We start from the raw sequence: 16,801 nt of genomic DNA, 5'->3' as shown, positions 1-16,801 counted from the left end.
GTTGCGGGTACTGGTAGTCAAGACCTCATCCCTGGGCGATGTGATCCATGCCTTGCCGGCGTTGACCGATGCAGCACGGGCGATTCCCGGCATTCGCTTTGATTGGGTGGTGGAAGAAGGCTTTGCCGAAATCCCGACCTGGCACCCGGCGGTGGACAAGGTGATCCCGGTGGCGATTCGCCGCTGGCGCAAGAACCTTTGGCAAACCATCAAGAGCGGCGAGTGGCGCCGTTTCAAGCAGGCCGTGCAGTCGACCAAGTATGACTTGGTGATCGACGCCCAGGGCCTGCTGAAAAGCGCCTGGCTGACCCGCTATGTGCGTGCTCCAGTGGCCGGCTTTGATAAAAACTCGGCCCGTGAGCCGATCGCTGCGCGTTTTTATTCACGACGCCTGGCCGTGGCCCGCGGGCAACACGCGGTAGAGCGCTTGCGCCAACTGTTCGCCGTGGCCCTGGGCTACGACCTGCCCAAAGGCTTGGGCGACTATGGCCTGAGCGTTGAAAAGCTGCTGGGCCTGCCGCCGAAAAAACCCTTTGTGTTGCTGCTGCACGGCACTACCTGGGACACCAAGCACTGGCCCGAAGCCTATTGGCGTGAGCTGGCCGAACGCATGGGGCGCCTGGGCGTGGACGTGAAATTGCCGTGGGGTAACGCCGCCGAAAAGGCTCGGGCCGAGCGCCTGGCCCAAGGCCTGCCCAACGCCGAAGTGCTGCCCAAACTCAACCTGGCGGGCGTGGCCGGCGTGTTGGCGGGCGCCCGCGCCTGTGTGGCGGTGGACACCGGCCTCGGTCACCTGGCGGCAGCGCTGGATGTGCCGACCATTTCCCTGTTCGGCCCCACCAATCCGGGCCTTACTGGCGCTTACGGCAAGGGCCAGATCCATTTGGCCAGCGACTGGCCGTGTGCGCCGTGCCTGCAAAAGCAGTGTACCTATCAACCTACCGCCGACGACCTGCGGCGGTTCGACATCAAGCGTGAGTCGCCCCTGTGCTTCACGCGCTTGAATCCTGAGCGTGTAGCAAGCCGGCTGAGCACGTTGTTACTGGCTGAGGAGCAGCACTGATGCAACTGGCTTTTGTTCTGTACAAGTACTTTCCCTTCGGTGGCTTGCAGCGCGACTTCATGCGCATCGCCCTGGAGTGCCAGCAGCGCGGCCACAAGATTCGTGTCTATACGCTGATCTGGGAAGGCGACATCCCACCCGGCTTCGAAGTACTGGTGGCGCCGGTCAAGGCGCTGGTCAATCACCGTCGCAATGAAAAGCTGTATGCCTGGATCCAGGCCGACCTGGCCAAGCGGCCGGTGGATCGCGTGGTGGGCTTCAACAAGATGCCGGGGCTGGATGTGTATTTTGCCGCCGACGGGGTGTTCGAAGACAAGGCTCAAAACCTGCGCAATCCCATGTACCGCTGGTTCGGGCGCTACCGGCACTTCGCCGAATACGAGCGCGCGGTGTTCGATAAGGACGCCAAGACCCAAATCATGGTGCTGTCCGAACATCAGCAGAAGTTGTTCACCCAGTATTACGGCACCCAGGCCGAGCGTTTCCACTTGCTGCCGCCGGGCATTGCCCGCGACCGGCGCGCTCCGCCTGACGCGGCCGAAATCCGCGCTGAGTTTCGTCGTGAGTTCGGCCTGGCCGAGGACGACCTGTTGCTGGTGCAGATCGGTTCGGGCTTCAAGACCAAGGGCGTCGACCGCAGCCTCAAGGCCGTGGCCGCCTTGCCTTCCAAGCTGAAGAAGCGCACCCGACTGTTTGTAATCGGTCAGGACGACCCCAAGGTATTCCAATTGCAGAGTGCGGCATTGGGCCTGGGCGATCAGGTGCAGTTCTTCAAGGGCCGCAGTGATATCCCGCGTTTCCTGCTGGGCGCCGACCTGCTGATTCACCCTGCGTACAACGAGGCGGCCGGCATGGTGCTGGTCGAAGCGGTGGTCGCCGGCCTCCCGGTACTGGTGAGCCGGGTGTGTGGCTACGCGTTCTACATCGACAAGGCCCAGAGCGGCCGGGTGTTGGACGAGCCGTTCGAGCAAGCCCAGCTCAACCAGTACCTGGTGGATATGCTCGACGATCCACACGCGCGTGCGACCTGGAGTCGCAATGGTCTGGCCTTCGCCGAGACGGCCGACCTCTATAGCATGCCGCAGTACGCTGCGGACCTGATTCTGGCGGAGCCAAACCGATGAAGTTGATTCTAGCCGAACCCTTCAAGACCCTCTGGGCCGGACGCGATGCGTTCGCCGAGGTCGAGAAGCTGCAAGGCCAGGTGTTCCGCGAGCTGGCCGCTCGCCGTACGTTGCGTACGGTGGTCGAAGGCCAGCCTTACTTTGTGAAGATTCACCGTGGCATTGGCTGGGGCGAAATCCTCAAGAACCTGGTCACGGCCAAGTTGCCGGTACTGGGCGCAGGCCTGGAGTGGCTGGCGATCCAGCGCCTGCAAGCGCTGGGCGTGCCGACCATGACCGCCGTGGCCTTTGGCGAAAAAGGCAGCAACCCGGCCGACCAGCATTCGTTCATCATTACCCAGGAACTGACGCCGATTATCAGCCTGGAAGACTTGACCCTCGATTGGGTCAAGCAACCGCCCGTGCCGGCCATCAAACACGCCTTGACCCGTGAGCTGGCGCGCACCGTCGGCGCGATGCACCGCGGTGGCGTGAACCATCGCGACTGCTACCTCTGCCATTTCCTGTTGCACACGGACCAGCCCATTACCGTCGACAATCTGAAATTGTCGGTGATCGACCTGCACCGTGCGCAGGTGCGTCCGACGACTCCACTGCGCTGGCGTAACAAGGACCTGGCCGGCCTGTATTACTCCGCATTGGAGATCGGCCTGACCCAGCGCGACAAGCTGCGCTTTCTCAAGACGTACTTCCAGCAGCCGTTGCGCCAGATCCTGGCGGAGCAAGCTGCGCTGCTGTCTGAGCTTGAGCGCATGGCCGCCAAGCTTTACGCGCGCAAGCAACGATACGGGGATGCGCTCTGATGGCGGGTTGGAACCTGGAACCTGCCTATGCCGCCCTGGCGGATGACTTTGGAAGCCTGGAGGCGGTATTTGCCTTGCAAGGCGAGCGATTGACCCGCGACCCGCTGTCGGAAGTCATCCGGGTCGAGCGCGGCGGGGTCAATTATTACGTCAAGCGCTACGTGGGCGCCGGCAAAGGCTTGCGCCGTTACCTGGGCAGGCCGCGGGTGAAATCCGAATGGCAGAACCTCAAGCGTTTCGCCAAGTGGGGCATCCCGACGGCTGATGTCGTCGCCTGGGGCCTGGACCGCAAGGGCCTGGCTTATAACCGGGGCGCGATGATTACCCGCGAGCTGCCCAAGACGGAAGACTTGTCAGTGCTGGCCGAGCGCAATGACGAACGCCTGAAAGACCCCCGGTGGGTCGATGGCATCAGCCGCCAGCTCGCCGAATACACGCGCACCATGCATGAGCACCGCTTCACTCATAACGACTTGAAGTGGCGCAACCTGCTGGTGGACGACCAACGAACCCTGTACCTGATCGATTGCCCCAACGGTGATTTCTGGCGTGGTTTCTGGCTCAAGTACCGCATCACCAAGGACTTGGCTTGCCTGGATAAGGTCGCCAAATATCACCTGTCGGCCACCCAGCGCCTGCGTTTCTACCTGCAATACCGCCAGCGCACGCACTTGTCGGCGTCGGACAAACGGCGAATTCGTCACGTGGTGAAGTTTTTTGAGGGACGCGAATGAGTGACTTCCTGGCGGCCGAAGACCGAGCCTTGCTTGAGCGCAACGGTCTGGCGACGTTTGACGCCCTGTGGGCCAAGCAACTGGACGCAGTGGACGAGCCCAATACCAGTCACGGCGGCTGGAGCAGTGTGTATCGCCTGGAGCTTGAAGGGCAGGGCTATTACCTCAAGCGCCAGAGCAACTACCTGACGCGCACCTTGCACCGGCCGCTTGGCGAGCCGAGTTTTGCGCGCGAGTTCCGTAATATCAGCCTGTATCGAAAGCTCGGAATCCCTGCTCTGCAGGCGGCGTTCTTCGGTGAGCGCAAGGTCGAGGGCGAGCGCCGGGCAATGCTGCTTACCCGTGCTCTGGATGGTTGGAACGACCTGGATTCGTTGCTGGAGCAGTGGCAGCAATTGAGCGTCGCCCAGCACAGTGCGATCCTGTCGGCGTGCGGCAAGCTGGCGCGTCATCTGCACAGCGTCGGGCAGGTGCATGGCTGTTTTTACCCCAAGCATATTTTCCTGCAGGCCACCGCTGAGGGTTATGCCGCGCAGCTGATCGACCTGGAAAAAACCCGTCCGTTGCTGTTTGGCTGGCGTGACCGGGTCAAGGACCTGGAACCGCTGCTGCGTCGCGCGCCCCAATGGTCGGACGCGCAGGTGCGCCAGCTGCTGGCGGCGTATCTTGAGCAGCCCGAGGACAGCGACCTGGTCTCCACTTGGCACCAGCGCCTGACCGCACGCCGCAGCCACAAGGAGAACCGCTGATGCGTTTATCCGAGCTGAAAAATGCCGGCCGTAGCCCCAGCCTGCCGTTGACCATCGATCTGGCGGATGCGGCAGGTTCGGGGCAGTTGCAACTGCTGAGCCTGCTGCGGGTGTTGCCCGGGCAGCGCTACGTGGGCGCGGCAGTGTGGCGTGGTCGCCCGGTATTGGCCAAATTGTTGGTTGGCAGCAAGGCGGCGCGGCATTTTCAGCGTGAACTCAAGGGTGTGCGTTTGTTGGCTGAGCAAGGCCTGACCACACCGTTGTTGTTGGCCGATGGCTTGCAGGACGGCGAGGGCGGCTGGCTGCTGTTTGAGTTTATCGAGGGCGCCCAAAGCCTGGCCGATGCGTGGCACGCCGTCGAACATCTGCCGCCGTTGGCGGACGAACAAACCGCCGTGCTCGCCGAAGCATTGGGCGCGATTGCGCAAATGCATGCCAAAGGCCTGTGGCAGGAAGACCTGCACCTGGACAACCTGCTGCGCCAGGACGGCAAGCTGTACTTGATCGATGGTGCAGGCATTTGTGTCGAGGAGGCGGGTAAGCCGTTGTCGCGCAATCGCGTGCTGGAAAACCTCGGCGTGTTTTTCGCCCAGCTGCCGAAAAACCTTGAGCCGTTTACCGAAGAATTATTGGTGTACTACCTGCTGGGTAATGGTGAGCACGCCTTGCCGCTGCAAGCCCTGGAAAAGCAGGTGCGCAAAGTCAGCGCCTGGCGCTTGAAGGACTTTCTGGACAAGACTGGCCGCGAATGCACGCTGTTCAGCGTGGTGCGTGGCGCCTTTGGCTTGCGTGCGATTCGTCGCGAAGAAGAAACGGCCATGTTACCGGTGCTGGAACAGGCAGACGCCTTGCTCGACCAGGGCCACCTGTACAAGACCGGCGGCGCGGCCAGTGTGGCCAAGGTCGAAGTGGCTGGTCGGCCGTTGGTGATCAAGCGCTACAACATCAAAGGCTTTGCCCACTGGCTCAAGCGCTTCTGGCGCCCGAGCCGAGCCTGGCATTCCTGGCGCGAGGGTAACCGCCTGGCGTTTCTCGGCTTTGCTACGCCCAAGCCACTGGCGGTGCTGGAGAAGCGCTTTTTATGGCTGCGCAGCCGTGCGTATCTGGTCACCGAGTTTCTGCCGGGGCCGGACATCATCGAGCGCTTTGCGCCGTATGTTGAAAACGGCGATGCGCCTGAGAGCGAGCTGCTCGCACTGGAACAGTTGTTTACCCAGTTGATTGGCGAGCGCATCAGTCATGGCGATTTCAAAGGCCATAACCTGTTCTGGAATGACGGGCGTTGGGCGATGATTGATCTGGATGCCATGTGTCAGCACAGTTCCGTTGCCAGCTTCGCACCGGCCTATGCCAAGGATCGCGCACGGTTTATGCGCAATTGGCCGCAGGGCAGTGCGTTGTATCAGGTGATCGATCAGCGGTTGCCTAAAACCATCGTGGGTTAAGCGGGCACTTGATACCCAAATGTGGAAGGGGGCCTGCCCCCTCCCACATCAGAATTGATATTCAGCTCCAGCGCCGGCATACCACGAGCGCCCCGGTGCTGCTTCGTAGTAGCGCCCATTGCCGTCACCCACAATCACCGACCCCACATATTGACGATCCAGCAGGTTATCCAGGCGCAAGGTCTGGTGAAAGGTCCAGTGCTCCACCTTCTGCTCAAACCGTGCCCGCCAGTTGAAGACGCTGTAGCCCGGTGCGGCATGTTGGCTATTGGTGTCTTCGACATAGACTTTGCTGCGGTACATACCTTCGATGGCCGTGCTGACCCAGTCCCGTGGCTTCCAGTTCAGTTCGGCGAACAGTGTGGTTTGGGGGACGCCGGGGAGGTAGTTGCCCTTGTCGATGGTGTTGGCGCCGCTGGCGAAGTCGCTGTCGTAGGTGGCTTGGAGGCGGGTATAGGCGAGGCTGGTGCTCCAGTGCTCGTTCAGTTGGCTTTCAACACCCAGTTCGAAGCCGCGACGTAGTGTGCGACCGGCGTTCTGGTAAGTTGTGCGGCCCCCGCTTGCCTGTTGCACGACCAGTTCGTCTTCGGTGGTGATTTGGAACACTGCGGCGTTGATGCGGGTGTCTTGACCTAGACGGGCCTTCAAGCCGACTTCGAACTGCTTGCTGACAGACGGCTTGAGAGCAAAGTTGAAGCCGTTGGCGGTGCTTGAATAGGCTGATTCAGCTTGAGTGGGGGTTTCGAAGCCTTTGCCCGCACTCACGTAGCCGTGCAAGTCAGGGGTGAAGGCGTACATCACGCTGACCGATGGTGTGTTTTTTTGATAAGTCTTGCTGCCGCTGTCGTTGCCATCATTTAGGAAATGGTCGTCGACCTGCATTTTCATGGTGCTGTGCCGCAGGCCAGCTTGCAGGGTCCAATCGCCCAGTAACCAGTTGGCTTGCACGAAGGGATCAACGCTGGTGGCGGTGTCGATTTCGTCGCGGCCCAGGGCGCCTTTGACTCCATGTATGCCGTTCAAAGTGTTGGAGTAGCCTTGGCGATCATCTTCGCTTCGGTCGTAATCGAGGCCGCTGATGATTGTCAGGTCGCCCGGTATGCTGCTGATGGGTTGCAGCCAATGAATGGAGCCGCCGTAGAACTTTCGGTCAAATGCCACGACGCCACCACGGGCGTTAGCAGGGTTGGTTGCGCCGCTGGGAAACTTGTCCGGGATCGACAGGTACTGAATCACACTGCGGCGCCCGGTATACGCATTGACCTGCAACGTCGCAGCACCGAAATACCGCTCGTAATTCATCCCAAGTTGCTGATGATCGATGCTTTTGCGCGTGTTGTATTGCAGGGCCGTTGGCGCTACCGAGCGTGGGTCCGCCTTGTAATCGTCCCATTTTTGCCCCAGCGGATCCTGCGTACCGTTCTGCTCCAGGCTGCTGTAGATCAATGCCAGCTTGCTGTCGTCATCCGGCTGGAAGTTGAGCTTGGCGAAGGTCTGGTCGCGCCGGGCGCTGCTGTGGTCGCGGTAGCCGTTGGTGTCCATGCGTGAGGCATCGAGCACGAACCCGGCACCATTCGCCGCGCCTTCCGCGCTAAGGTGGTTCTTGTTCAGCCCGTCGCTGCCCACCAGCGTTTCTGCGCCGATGCGCGGTGGGCCTTCGCCGTCGCGGGAGAACATTTGGATCACACCGCCGGCGTTACTGCCATACAGAGTCGCCGCCGGGCCGCGCAGCACTTCGATGCGCTCGGCAGTGTCGAGGTTGAACGTTGCGGCCTGGCCCTGGCCGTCGGGGGTGCTGGCGGGGATGCCATCGGCGATCAGCTTGATGCCTCGTACGCCAAACGCCGAACGGGCGCCGAAGCCGCGGGACGAGATCTGCAAGTCCTGTGCATAGTTCTGGCGGTTCTGCACCACCAGGCCGGGCACGCGGGACAGGGCTTCGGAGGCGTTGATGCCCAGTTGGCCGTTGCTGATTTGTTCACGATTAATGCCGTCTACCGAATACGGCAGGTCGAACGTCGGGCTGGCGCTGCGCGAGCCGGTGACCACGCTGGGATCCAGGATCAGGGGCGCATTGTCGGCTTGGGCGGTGTTGCACAGGCCCAGCAGTAAGGCAAGGCAGGTTGGAGCAGAAGGAGTCATGAAAAGGCCGAGTGGGTAGCGCACGCAAGTAAGGGGTGTAAGTGCAAATGTGACAAGTTTAACGACTCGTCCTCTGATTTGCCGAACTCCTTACCGCCTGGCGCATTGGGACGCTTCCTACGCTTAGCGTCGACTGCGCAAGCCTGAAGTCTTGGTTTTGTGGTGCTAGGTTTTCGATCTTTATCAAACGAAAAGAAGAATCAACTATGTGGACTCCTATCCTGCGCTTGCTGATGTTGCTGGGAATGTCGTTGATCGTTGCAGGCTGCGGCACGGCGACCACCGTGCTGCGTGGCGATGACGTTACTGTTCGTGACCTCAAGGGCAAGAAAACCTACTGTCAGTCCGTTTCGCGAATCTACAGTGGCGTAGCTTACGACCTCTGCGTCTTGCATGGGCCTCCCAACTCTGCGGGTGGGCTCTCGTTGAACGGGATTCCATGGGTCATTCTGGATGCGCCGGTTTCCGCGGTGCTGGACACGCTCGTCTTGCCCTACACCATCTACCGCCAAAGCGCCGACGGTAGCATCGAGCTGCGCTAACAGCTTCCTACTGCTTTTAAGCTATAATCCCGCCCTTTAGCTGTTTCCCGCCCGGGCGGGAAGCACACTTTTTTCAGGCGCGATGCGCCTGCATGCAGACTAAAAGAGGCTAGACCCCAGTGGCATTGACGATTCTTGGCCTGTCCGGCGCCCTTAGCCATGATCCTTCCGCAGCCCTGTATATCGACGGCAAGCTGATTGCGGCCGCCGAAGAAGAGCGCTTCGTACGCGACAAACATGCAAAGAACCGCATGCCCTACGAGTCGGCGAAGTTCTGCCTGGAACAGGCTGGCATCAAGCCTTCGGACGTTGACGTGGTGGCGATCCCATTCGCCCCGATCAGCCTGTTCGGCGAGGCACGCTGGCACTACGCCAAGCGCTACTGGTACGCCCCGGACCGCGCCCTCGACGCGATCCTGATGGGTAACCGTCGCTACAAGCGCTATCGCAACAAGATTGTCTGGTGCCTGGAACAACTGGGCTTCGATCCGAAGAAAATCAAGATCGAACCGGTTGAACACCACCTGGCCCACGCTTCCAGCGCCTACCACTGCTCGGGTTTCCAGGAAAAAACCGCGATCCTGGGCATCGACGGCAAGGGTGAGTACGCCACCACGTTCTTCGGCTATGGCGAAAACGGCAAGATCCACAAGATCAAGGAATTCTACGACCCGGATTCTCTCGGCGGCCTGTACGGTGCGATCACCGAGTTCCTCGGTTTCGAGATGCTCGACGGTGAGTTCAAGGTCATGGGCATGGCGCCGTACGGTGATGCCAGCAAGTACGATTTCTCGCGTTTGGCGTCCTTTGAAAACGGCGAGCTGGTGATCAACACCGACTACGCCAACGTCATCGGCCTGCGTCGCTACAAAGAGAAGGGCAAGGGTTTCTACTTCTCGCCAAAACTGATTGAGTGGCTGGGCCCCAAGCGCGAAGGCGACATTGCCGACGAGCCGTACATCCACTACGCCGCCAGTATGCAGGCGTTGTTCGAGAAGCTGGCCTTGCAGATGATCGACCATTACCTGGGCGACATCCTCAAGGACACCGGCAAGCTGGCCTTCGCCGGCGGCTGTGCGCTGAACGTCAAGCTGAACCAGAAGATCATTGCCCGCGACGACGTGAAAGAGTTGTTCGTGCAGCCGGCGTCCGGTGATGCCGGCACGGCTGTCGGCGCGGCCGCCTATGTATCCCACGCTCGTGGTGTACCGGTGGAGAAGATGGAGCACGTGTACCTCGGCCCGTCCTATAGCAACGAAGACGTGATCGCCGCTTGCGCCAAGCACGAGAGCAAGCCGAACTGGCGCAAGATCGAAAACATGCCCAAGCGCATCGCCAAGATCATGGTCGACGGTAACCCGGTGGCCTGGTTTCAGGGCCGCATGGAGTTTGGCCCGCGTGCCTTGGGTGGGCGTTCGATTATCGGCTGCCCAAGCGCCACCGGCGTGGCTGACCGCATCAACCACCAGATCAAGTTCCGCGAGCGCTGGAGGCCTTTCTGCCCGTCGATGCTCGACACCGTGGCCCCGCAGATGATCAAGGTCGATCACCCGGCGCCGTTCATGACCTTCACCTTTGAAGTGTCGGAAGAGTGGAAGACCCGCGTGCCTGAAGTGGTGCATGAAGATGGCACGTCCCGCGCCCAGGTGCTCAAGCGCGAATACAACCCGCGCTACTACGACATGATGAAAGAGCTGGAAGTGCTGACCGGTAACGGTGTGTCCCTGAACACCTCGCTCAACCGTCGTGGCGAGGCGATGATCTGCTCGCCGACCGACGCGCTGAACATGTTCTTCGGCTCGGACCTGCAGTACCTGATCATGGAAGACATCCTGGTCGTGAAAGACGGCGTGGACCCTTATGACGCCGTGGTTTAAATGCTGAACCGCTTCCAGGGCTGGCGTGAACGTGGCTGGGCGCCTGTCGAGGCCGAGGTTTACGCCCAGGCCTGGCAGCGTTACGGCGGCAGCGTGGCGACCCACCCGCAGGTTATCGAGCGGTTGGCTGGCCTGGCGCAGATTCCGGTACGCTACCTGGGCTGGGAACAAGGTGGCGAACTCAAGGGGGCGATAGCCACCTGGGGGCGCGATCTGGCTCTCTCCAAGGACGTGCTCAAGCGCACCGGCAAGAAAGGCCTGTTTGACCTGGGCAATGCCGAGGTCATCCTGCCCATTGCCGCCGATGCTCAGTTGCCGCTGCGCCACCGGGCGCGCTACCTGTCGGCTCTTAACGAAGGGCGCGTCAGTACCCTCAAGCCCCAGGCCGAGCAATTGGCCATGGCGCGCACGCCCGAAGAGCTGTCGAAGAAGTTTCGCTACAACCAACGACGTGAATTGCGTTTGCTGGAAGAAGCGGGCGGCGTGGTGCGGGCGGTCAGTGAGTTCTCCAGCGTGGAGCTGGCGGCGATTTATTGCGATCTGTTCCAGCGTCGCTGGGGGTTCCCGGCGGCTGGTGCGGCGCGTTTGGCCGAGGTGCTGGAGCTGCTCAAGGAGTTTGTGTTCGGCTCGGTGCTGTTTCTCAATGACGCCGCGATTGCGGTGCAATTGGTGTATCAGGTGCAGTCCAATGAATGGTTCAGCGCCGAGTACGTCAACGGCGGCGTCGACCCGCAAACCCGCGCGTTCAGCCCTGGCAGCGTGTTGAGTTTCCTCAATACCCAAAGCGCCTGGGAGCAGGCGCGGGCGGCGAACAAGTCGCTGCGCTTTTCCTTCGGTCGTTCCGACCGTGAGTATAAGGAGCGCTGGTGCAACCCGGTGCCGGTGTTCAGCGTATGAGTCGCAAACAGCAACTGCTCAAGCGCCATCGGCGCAACAAGCGCATCGCGCTGTTGATCGGCTTGGCGGTGCTGGTTGCCACCGGTGTAATGGTGGCCTGGTGGTTGCCGCCGATGTTGGCGGTGTTGCTATGGGCGGCCCATGAAGCGTGGTTTGCCGATCACCTGTTCTACTCGCCCAGCGACCACTATGAGTACGCATTCCCAGCCGGCAGCGAGCAGCCCGGTTTGCGCCTGGAGTCGGGGCGGCTGTTGCTGGATGCGCCGCTGGCGAACGATGAAACCCTGATTATTGGCGTTGAGTTGAAAAGTTCGTGGCTGGGGCGCTTCCTAGACCCGGCGGTGGACCTGTTGGGCCTTGACTCAGCGGACCGCCAAACCTTTGAACGTGGCGTCAACGGGCGTCGCTATCTCAACCTGACCGGCGCTGCACAAGCACTGGTGGCGGGCAACATCAGCTTGCGCGGGCGCTTTTGCCGGATCAAGGGGCAGCCGATTCTGTGGCGTTTCCACCAACCGGACTATCGCCAGCAACGTGTGATGGTGATCGCTCCTCACGCCGACGATGCCGAGCTGGCCGCGTTCAGCCTTTACAGTCAAGCGGCTGAAAGCTGGATCGTGACCCTGACCGCCGGGGAGATCGAAGCCGAGCACTATCAGCAGATGGGTTTGCCCAAGGCCCAAGCATCACGCCTCAAGGGCCGCTTGCGTGCCTGGGACAGCGTTGCCGTGCCGCGTTGGGCCGGGGTGCCCGAAGCACAATGCGTGCAGTTGGGTTACTTCTGCATGCAATTGCAGGCCATGCAGGCTGCGCCGGACCAGCCTCAGGCGTCGCGCGAAGCGGATTTGGCCGACACGCGGCTATTTCGCCAGTTCAACGGCTTTGCCCTGCCGGGTGATGCAGATGGCGCACCGACCTGGCACAACCTGATCGCCGACCTGCGCGCACTGCTGCTCAAGGCGCGCCCTCAGGTGATCGTGTTGCCCACGCCATTGCTGGACCCCCACGCTGACCACATCTGCGCCCATGCGGCGGTGCTTGAAGCTCTGCAGGGCCTGGAGTGGCAGCCCGACACGTTGCTCGGTTATGCCAACCACCTGCATGATAATGACCGCTGGCCCATGGGTGACTCCGGTGCTGGGATGGCGCTGCCGCCACGTTTCGATTCATCGCCCGAGATGGTGCCGTGCAGCTTTGCACTCACCTTGAGCCAGCAGCAGGACAAGGCCATGGCCCTGGGCATGATGCACGACTTGCAGCCGCGCGCGCCGCTCAAGCGCCGGGTGCGCAAGTGGTTGCAGCAAGTGCTGGCCGGACGTAGTCCATCGCCTTACGGCGAGAACGAATTCTTTCGCAAAGCCGTGCGTCGTCACGAGCTGTTGTGGGTCCTTAAGCAGGACTGAAACCCTCTCGAAGGCAGGCCAGCGTGGGTCTGCCGCCCATTTTACCGGGCCGTGCGCCCGTAGCCAGATCGCTGCATGGAGAGTTATGAAGCCGCGTTTCAAGGTTTTGCAGTTACAGCCGGACTACAACGTCAAGACCCATGACTTCGCCGACCTGGGTGAGCAAATCGTCAAATCCCTGCCGCCTGAACGTTTCGAGGTGACCTCCGGGTTTCTAAGCGGTCGTCCGCTGCCCGGCCAGCCCCTGAGCGTGGCTGAGCATTCCCACTATTTCGAGCTGCCGGAGAAGTCTCTCAAGGGCATTCGTTTTGGCGCCATGTGGCAGATCTACAAGTATTGCCGCGAGCAGAAGTTCGATGTGGTCATCTGTAACCGCTTCAAATCGGTGAACATGATGCTGTCGCTCAATCGCTGGTTGAAAATCCCTCTGTGCATCGGTATCTCCCACGGTTTTGGCGAATATGCCCGTGGTTACCGTCGGCGTCAGACCCAGCGCTGGGTCAGCCCGGCCTGGCGTTTTGTCGGCGTGTCGGAAGCGGTGAAGGACTACCTGGTGGACCTCAACTGTGGGTTCACCCGTGAAAACACCAGCTACGTCACCAACGCCATCGACATTCCCCAGGCAGAAGCCTTGCAACTGTCCCGTGAGGACGCACGCAAGGCCCTGGGCCTGCCAATGGAAGCACGGATGATCGGCGCTCTGGGCCGCCTGGTGCCGATCAAGGGCCATACTCATCTGCTGCAGGCTTTCGCCACGCTCAAGGATAAATACCCTGAGGCGCAGGTGGGCATCATTGGTTCCGGGCGCGCCGAAGCCGATTTGCGTGCCGATATCGAACGCCTGGGCCTGAACGGTCGTGCGCACTTACTGGGCTTTCGCGAAGACGGCATGAAGTACGTGCGCGGCTTCGACATCTGGACCATGCCGTCGCTGTTCGAGGGCCTGGGCCTGGCTCTGCTGGAAGGCATGAGCGGCCATCTGCCGGTGATTGCCTCCAACGGACCGGCAATGCTGCCCCTGGTGCAGGGCGCGGGTGGGCTGTCCCATGACCCGGGCAACGTCGAGCAGCTGGCTGCAGCCCTGGATACTTATCTGGCACTGAGCGATGAACAGCTGCGCGAAAAGGGTGAAGAGGTGTTCCGCTATCTGGAGGCCAACCACACCCTTGACGAGTTCAAGCACAAGTACCTGACCCTGATTGAAACCGGTTTGCGTGAAGTAGGTAGAGCATGAATCAGCAACAGCCCCTGGTCTCGGTGATCATCGCCTCCTATAACCATGGCCAGTACATCGAACAGAGCATCCTCAGCGTGCTGGGGCAGACCTACCCCAATATCGAACTGTTGGTGGTGGATGACGGTTCCAAGGATGACAGCGTCGAACGCATCCAGCGCTTGCAGGCCGAGCACGGCTTTGATTTCCAGGTGCAGCAGAACCAAGGCCTCAGCGCCACCTTGAACGGTGCGATCGCTCGTGCCAAGGGTAGCCTGATCGCGCCGTTCGGTTCGGATGACATCATGTTGCCGGACCGTCTCGCCACTCAGGTTGCGTACATGGAGGGCAAGCCGAAGGTGGGCATGTGCGCCGGCAATATCGAGCTGATCGACGGTGACGGCAACCTGCACCCGGAGAAGAAGCAACGTCGCGACGTGCCGTTTCGCAGCCTCGACTTCGACGATATATTCCTGGACCGCAAGCCCTTTCCGCCGGCGCCGACCATGCTGATTCGTCGCGACGTACTGGAGGAGGTCGGCGGGTTCGACCCGCAGATTCCCCTGGAGGACTTGTTGATCCAGCTGAAGATCACGGCGGCGGGCTATACCATCGACGCTTTGGGTGTGGTGATGGCCAAATATCGCCAGCACGCTACCAACACGTACAAGAACCACCGTTACATGATCCAGAACATTCTCAAGACTTACGCATTGTTCAGCGATCACCCGGCCTATGATCAGGTGCGCTACAACTTCCTGAACTCAATGTTCCTCAAGACCGCCGACCGCGACCGCCCGTTGGCGCGCGAGATTCTCAAGCAGATCCCGTTGAAGTTCTGGGGGCGCAAGACCTTGCGTGGGTTGGTGAGGTTGTATCTGGCGCCGCTCAGGAACTGAAACGGCGCCATCCCTCCTGCTACAGGCCCTGTACCTGCTCGCGGATTTTCGCAGTGGCGGCCGGGCTTGCCACCGAGGCATACCCTTTGACCAGTTGTTCGAAATGCGTTTCGAACAGCCAGTTGCGGTCTTGTGGGTAGCGCTGCATGTGACGCAGGTTACGTTGGCGCAGCGCATAACGCAGTGAAGAGGGGTAGATGCGCAGGTCAGCGATGTCGATCAGGCCGAACTCGCCATCGTCCATCAACAACACATTGCCCAGGTGCAACGAGCGAAAGTACACCCCACGCTCGTGCAACTGCGCCATGAACCGGCCAAAACGCTCCACCAGTGATTCGCGCAGGCTGCTGTCCAGGCTTTGCAACGCTTGGCGCAAAGTCAGGCCGGGCAGGGGGGTGTAGGTGACGGCACTGCTGGCATCGGGCAAACGATACAGCCCGAGGATTTGCGGAGCGGGGATCCCCAGGGTACGCAGTTGCTCGCTGTTGCTGGCAAAGCGCTCGGAATAGGGGTTGAAACTGCCGGAGGTGTACCAGCGGCGGGGGCGGAACACCTTGAGGAAATTACCGTCTTGCAGGCGCAGTACTTTGGGGCCCAGGCCATCGGCTTCAATGACATGGGCGTTGCTGCACAGCTGCTCGAAAGCCGGGGCCTTGATGTTCTGTACCGGCATGCGCAGCAGGCAGCGGTGGCGCTGGGCGAGGCTCAGACCTGTGATAATTGCCAACGGAATCCAGAGTACGAACCAATGTTCCTTGGGCCGCGACAGAATGCCGCCGCCTTCGGTCAGGCCAGCGCCGATGCCATAGGCCAGCAGCGACGATGCCAGGATGAACAACGGCTGCGCGCGCTCCTTCAGGCCCTTATACAGGCCCCACCCGAGCATGAAGATCCACGGAATAAAGCCGATGATACCGACGTAGTAGAGCACCCCGAGCGCAAAGCTGTGGGGTTCGCGCAGTTGGTCGCCATCTGCCAGGGTCAGGAACAGTTCGGAGTCGTAACTGTGACCGATCCACGGGTGTTCGGCGATAAGCCGCAACGACATGCTCCACAGTTCAAGGCGGAATGAGCTGCCTCGTTCAGTGATCGATTCGGGGTAGAGCACCAGGAGCGCGACGGCACCCAGGACCATACCGCCGAGAAGCAATGCCGAGCGGCGGTTGCGGCTGACAAAGCTCATCCACAGGATCGCCAGCGTCAACGCCACCAGCGGCGTGCGTGAGCCGGTCGCCAGCACCGCCGCCGTCATGATCGCCAGGGCCGGTACGCTGAACCACAATACCTTCAAGCGCTGGGTGGTCATGCAGGCGTACAGCCAATACACAGTGAAAAAACCAAAAAGGTGCGAACTGAGCAACGGGTTGTCGAGGGCGCCAAGGCCGCCGATCATGCGCATGCCGGGCTGGAATGATTTGACGAACACCACCAGGTTGCACAGGCTTACCACCAGCGCAATGACGGCGGCACCAAAGAAGATCGGCTTGAACAGTTCATTACGGTAATGCAGCAGGAGCCCGCAGCCGCCAAACAGCATGAAGGTATTGAGCGGCCGCTTGAAAAGGTCGGTATCGGAACTGGGCTCAGGGCTCCAGAGCAGGCTGGCCAAGGCCCAGGCGGAAAAGGCTAGAAAGGCGATAGCCAGGGGCTCTCGTAGCAGATCCCTGAGCTCCCGGGGGCGCATGCACAGTAAAAACAAGGTCGGTACGCTGAACAGGATGTAGACGATCCGGTGCAGGACATTACGATTGCCGACGAAGAAAAGTGCACTCAGGAGCAGCAGCAAGCCAACAGGTAAAATCCAAAGGACCAGGAAGTCGAAAACGCGGTTTGAGCCATAGATAAGGCGCTTGGAGTGCATACAGTAGAGCCATTCCACAAATAGAAAGCCAACCATCTTAAGCTAGTGG

The 16,801-nt window shown here is 60.8% G+C and carries 14 protein-coding genes; 12 read left to right on the top strand and 2 right to left on the bottom strand.

The genetic code is table 11. The features are described from left to right. Window position 1 precedes the first annotated feature (1 nt). Genes waaC through J1G33_RS09015 form a run of 6 tightly spaced genes read left to right on the top strand, consistent with a single transcriptional unit; the run spans window position 2 to window position 5,918 of the window. A complete protein-coding gene (gene waaC, locus J1G33_RS09040) occupies window positions 2–1,063 on the top strand; it encodes a lipopolysaccharide heptosyltransferase I (protein WP_005784134.1) in 1,062 nt (353 codons plus the stop codon). After that, complete coding sequence (locus J1G33_RS09035) at window positions 1,063–2,187, top strand: glycosyltransferase family 4 protein (protein WP_005784135.1); 1,125 nt, start codon at window positions 1,063–1,065, stop codon at window positions 2,185–2,187. The genes waaC and J1G33_RS09035 overlap by 1 nt, the downstream gene beginning before the upstream one ends. Continuing rightward, window positions 2,184–2,990 carry a lipopolysaccharide core heptose(I) kinase RfaP gene (gene rfaP, locus J1G33_RS09030; RefSeq protein ID WP_223017957.1) on the top strand — a complete coding sequence of 269 codons (807 nt, stop codon included), beginning with the start codon at window positions 2,184–2,186 and terminating at the stop codon, window positions 2,988–2,990. Before J1G33_RS09035 ends, rfaP begins: the two co-directional genes overlap by 4 nt. Then, window positions 2,990–3,724: a lipopolysaccharide kinase InaA family protein gene (locus J1G33_RS09025; protein ID WP_005784139.1), complete on the top strand. Its 735-nt coding sequence runs from the start codon at window positions 2,990–2,992 to the stop codon at window positions 3,722–3,724. Before rfaP ends, J1G33_RS09025 begins: the two co-directional genes overlap by 1 nt. After that, window positions 3,721–4,473, top strand: a complete 753-nt coding sequence (locus J1G33_RS09020) for a lipopolysaccharide kinase InaA family protein (RefSeq protein ID WP_223017956.1) — start codon at window positions 3,721–3,723, stop codon at window positions 4,471–4,473. Before J1G33_RS09025 ends, J1G33_RS09020 begins: the two co-directional genes overlap by 4 nt. Next, window positions 4,473–5,918 (top strand): lipopolysaccharide kinase InaA family protein, encoded by a 1,446-nt coding sequence (locus tag J1G33_RS09015; protein ID WP_223017955.1) that lies wholly within the window; start codon window positions 4,473–4,475, stop codon window positions 5,916–5,918. The genes J1G33_RS09020 and J1G33_RS09015 overlap by 1 nt, the downstream gene beginning before the upstream one ends. Before the next feature lie 48 nt (window positions 5,919–5,966). Here the strand turns inward: J1G33_RS09015 and J1G33_RS09010 are convergent, their stop codons facing one another. Continuing rightward, a complete protein-coding gene (locus J1G33_RS09010; RefSeq protein ID WP_223017954.1) occupies window positions 5,967–8,060 on the bottom strand; it encodes a TonB-dependent receptor in 2,094 nt (697 codons plus the stop codon). A gap of 206 nt (window positions 8,061–8,266) precedes the next feature. Here J1G33_RS09010 and J1G33_RS09005 point away from each other — a divergent pair, with 206 nt between their 5' ends. The 6 genes from J1G33_RS09005 to J1G33_RS08980 all read left to right on the top strand — a co-directional run bounded on the left by J1G33_RS09005 (window position 8,267) and on the right by J1G33_RS08980 (window position 14,891). Further along, complete coding sequence (locus J1G33_RS09005; RefSeq protein WP_032878260.1) at window positions 8,267–8,602, top strand: YceK/YidQ family lipoprotein; 336 nt, start codon at window positions 8,267–8,269, stop codon at window positions 8,600–8,602. Window positions 8,603–8,721: 119 nt separating this feature from the next. Further along, window positions 8,722–10,479: a carbamoyltransferase gene (locus J1G33_RS09000; protein WP_003187998.1), complete on the top strand. Its 1,758-nt coding sequence runs from the start codon at window positions 8,722–8,724 to the stop codon at window positions 10,477–10,479. Continuing rightward, window positions 10,480–11,376, top strand: a complete 897-nt coding sequence (locus tag J1G33_RS08995) for a GNAT family N-acetyltransferase (protein ID WP_032878259.1) — start codon at window positions 10,480–10,482, stop codon at window positions 11,374–11,376. Continuing rightward, window positions 11,373–12,779: a PIG-L family deacetylase gene (locus tag J1G33_RS08990; RefSeq protein ID WP_223017953.1), complete on the top strand. Its 1,407-nt coding sequence runs from the start codon at window positions 11,373–11,375 to the stop codon at window positions 12,777–12,779. The genes J1G33_RS08995 and J1G33_RS08990 overlap by 4 nt, the downstream gene beginning before the upstream one ends. 85 nt (window positions 12,780–12,864) lie before the next feature. Further along, entirely contained in the window at window positions 12,865–14,013 is a 1,149-nt protein-coding gene (locus J1G33_RS08985) for a glycosyltransferase family 4 protein (RefSeq protein ID WP_032878257.1), read from the top strand. After that, window positions 14,010–14,891 (top strand): glycosyltransferase, encoded by an 882-nt coding sequence (locus J1G33_RS08980; protein ID WP_032878256.1) that lies wholly within the window; start codon window positions 14,010–14,012, stop codon window positions 14,889–14,891. Before J1G33_RS08985 ends, J1G33_RS08980 begins: the two co-directional genes overlap by 4 nt. Before the next feature lie 19 nt (window positions 14,892–14,910). Here J1G33_RS08980 and J1G33_RS08975 read toward each other — a convergent pair whose 3' ends face one another. Continuing rightward, window positions 14,911–16,752: a bifunctional O-antigen ligase/aminoglycoside phosphotransferase family protein gene (locus J1G33_RS08975; RefSeq protein WP_223017952.1), complete on the bottom strand. Its 1,842-nt coding sequence runs from the start codon at window positions 16,750–16,752 to the stop codon at window positions 14,911–14,913. Window positions 16,753–16,801 lie beyond the last annotated feature (49 nt).

The sequence above is a fragment of the Pseudomonas sp. P867 genome, assembly GCF_019891455.1.
Taxonomy (GTDB): domain Bacteria; phylum Pseudomonadota; class Gammaproteobacteria; order Pseudomonadales; family Pseudomonadaceae; genus Aquipseudomonas; species Aquipseudomonas synxantha_A.
The sequence above is the reverse complement of the archived record's forward strand: the minus strand, read 5'-3'. Positions and strand labels throughout refer to the sequence as shown.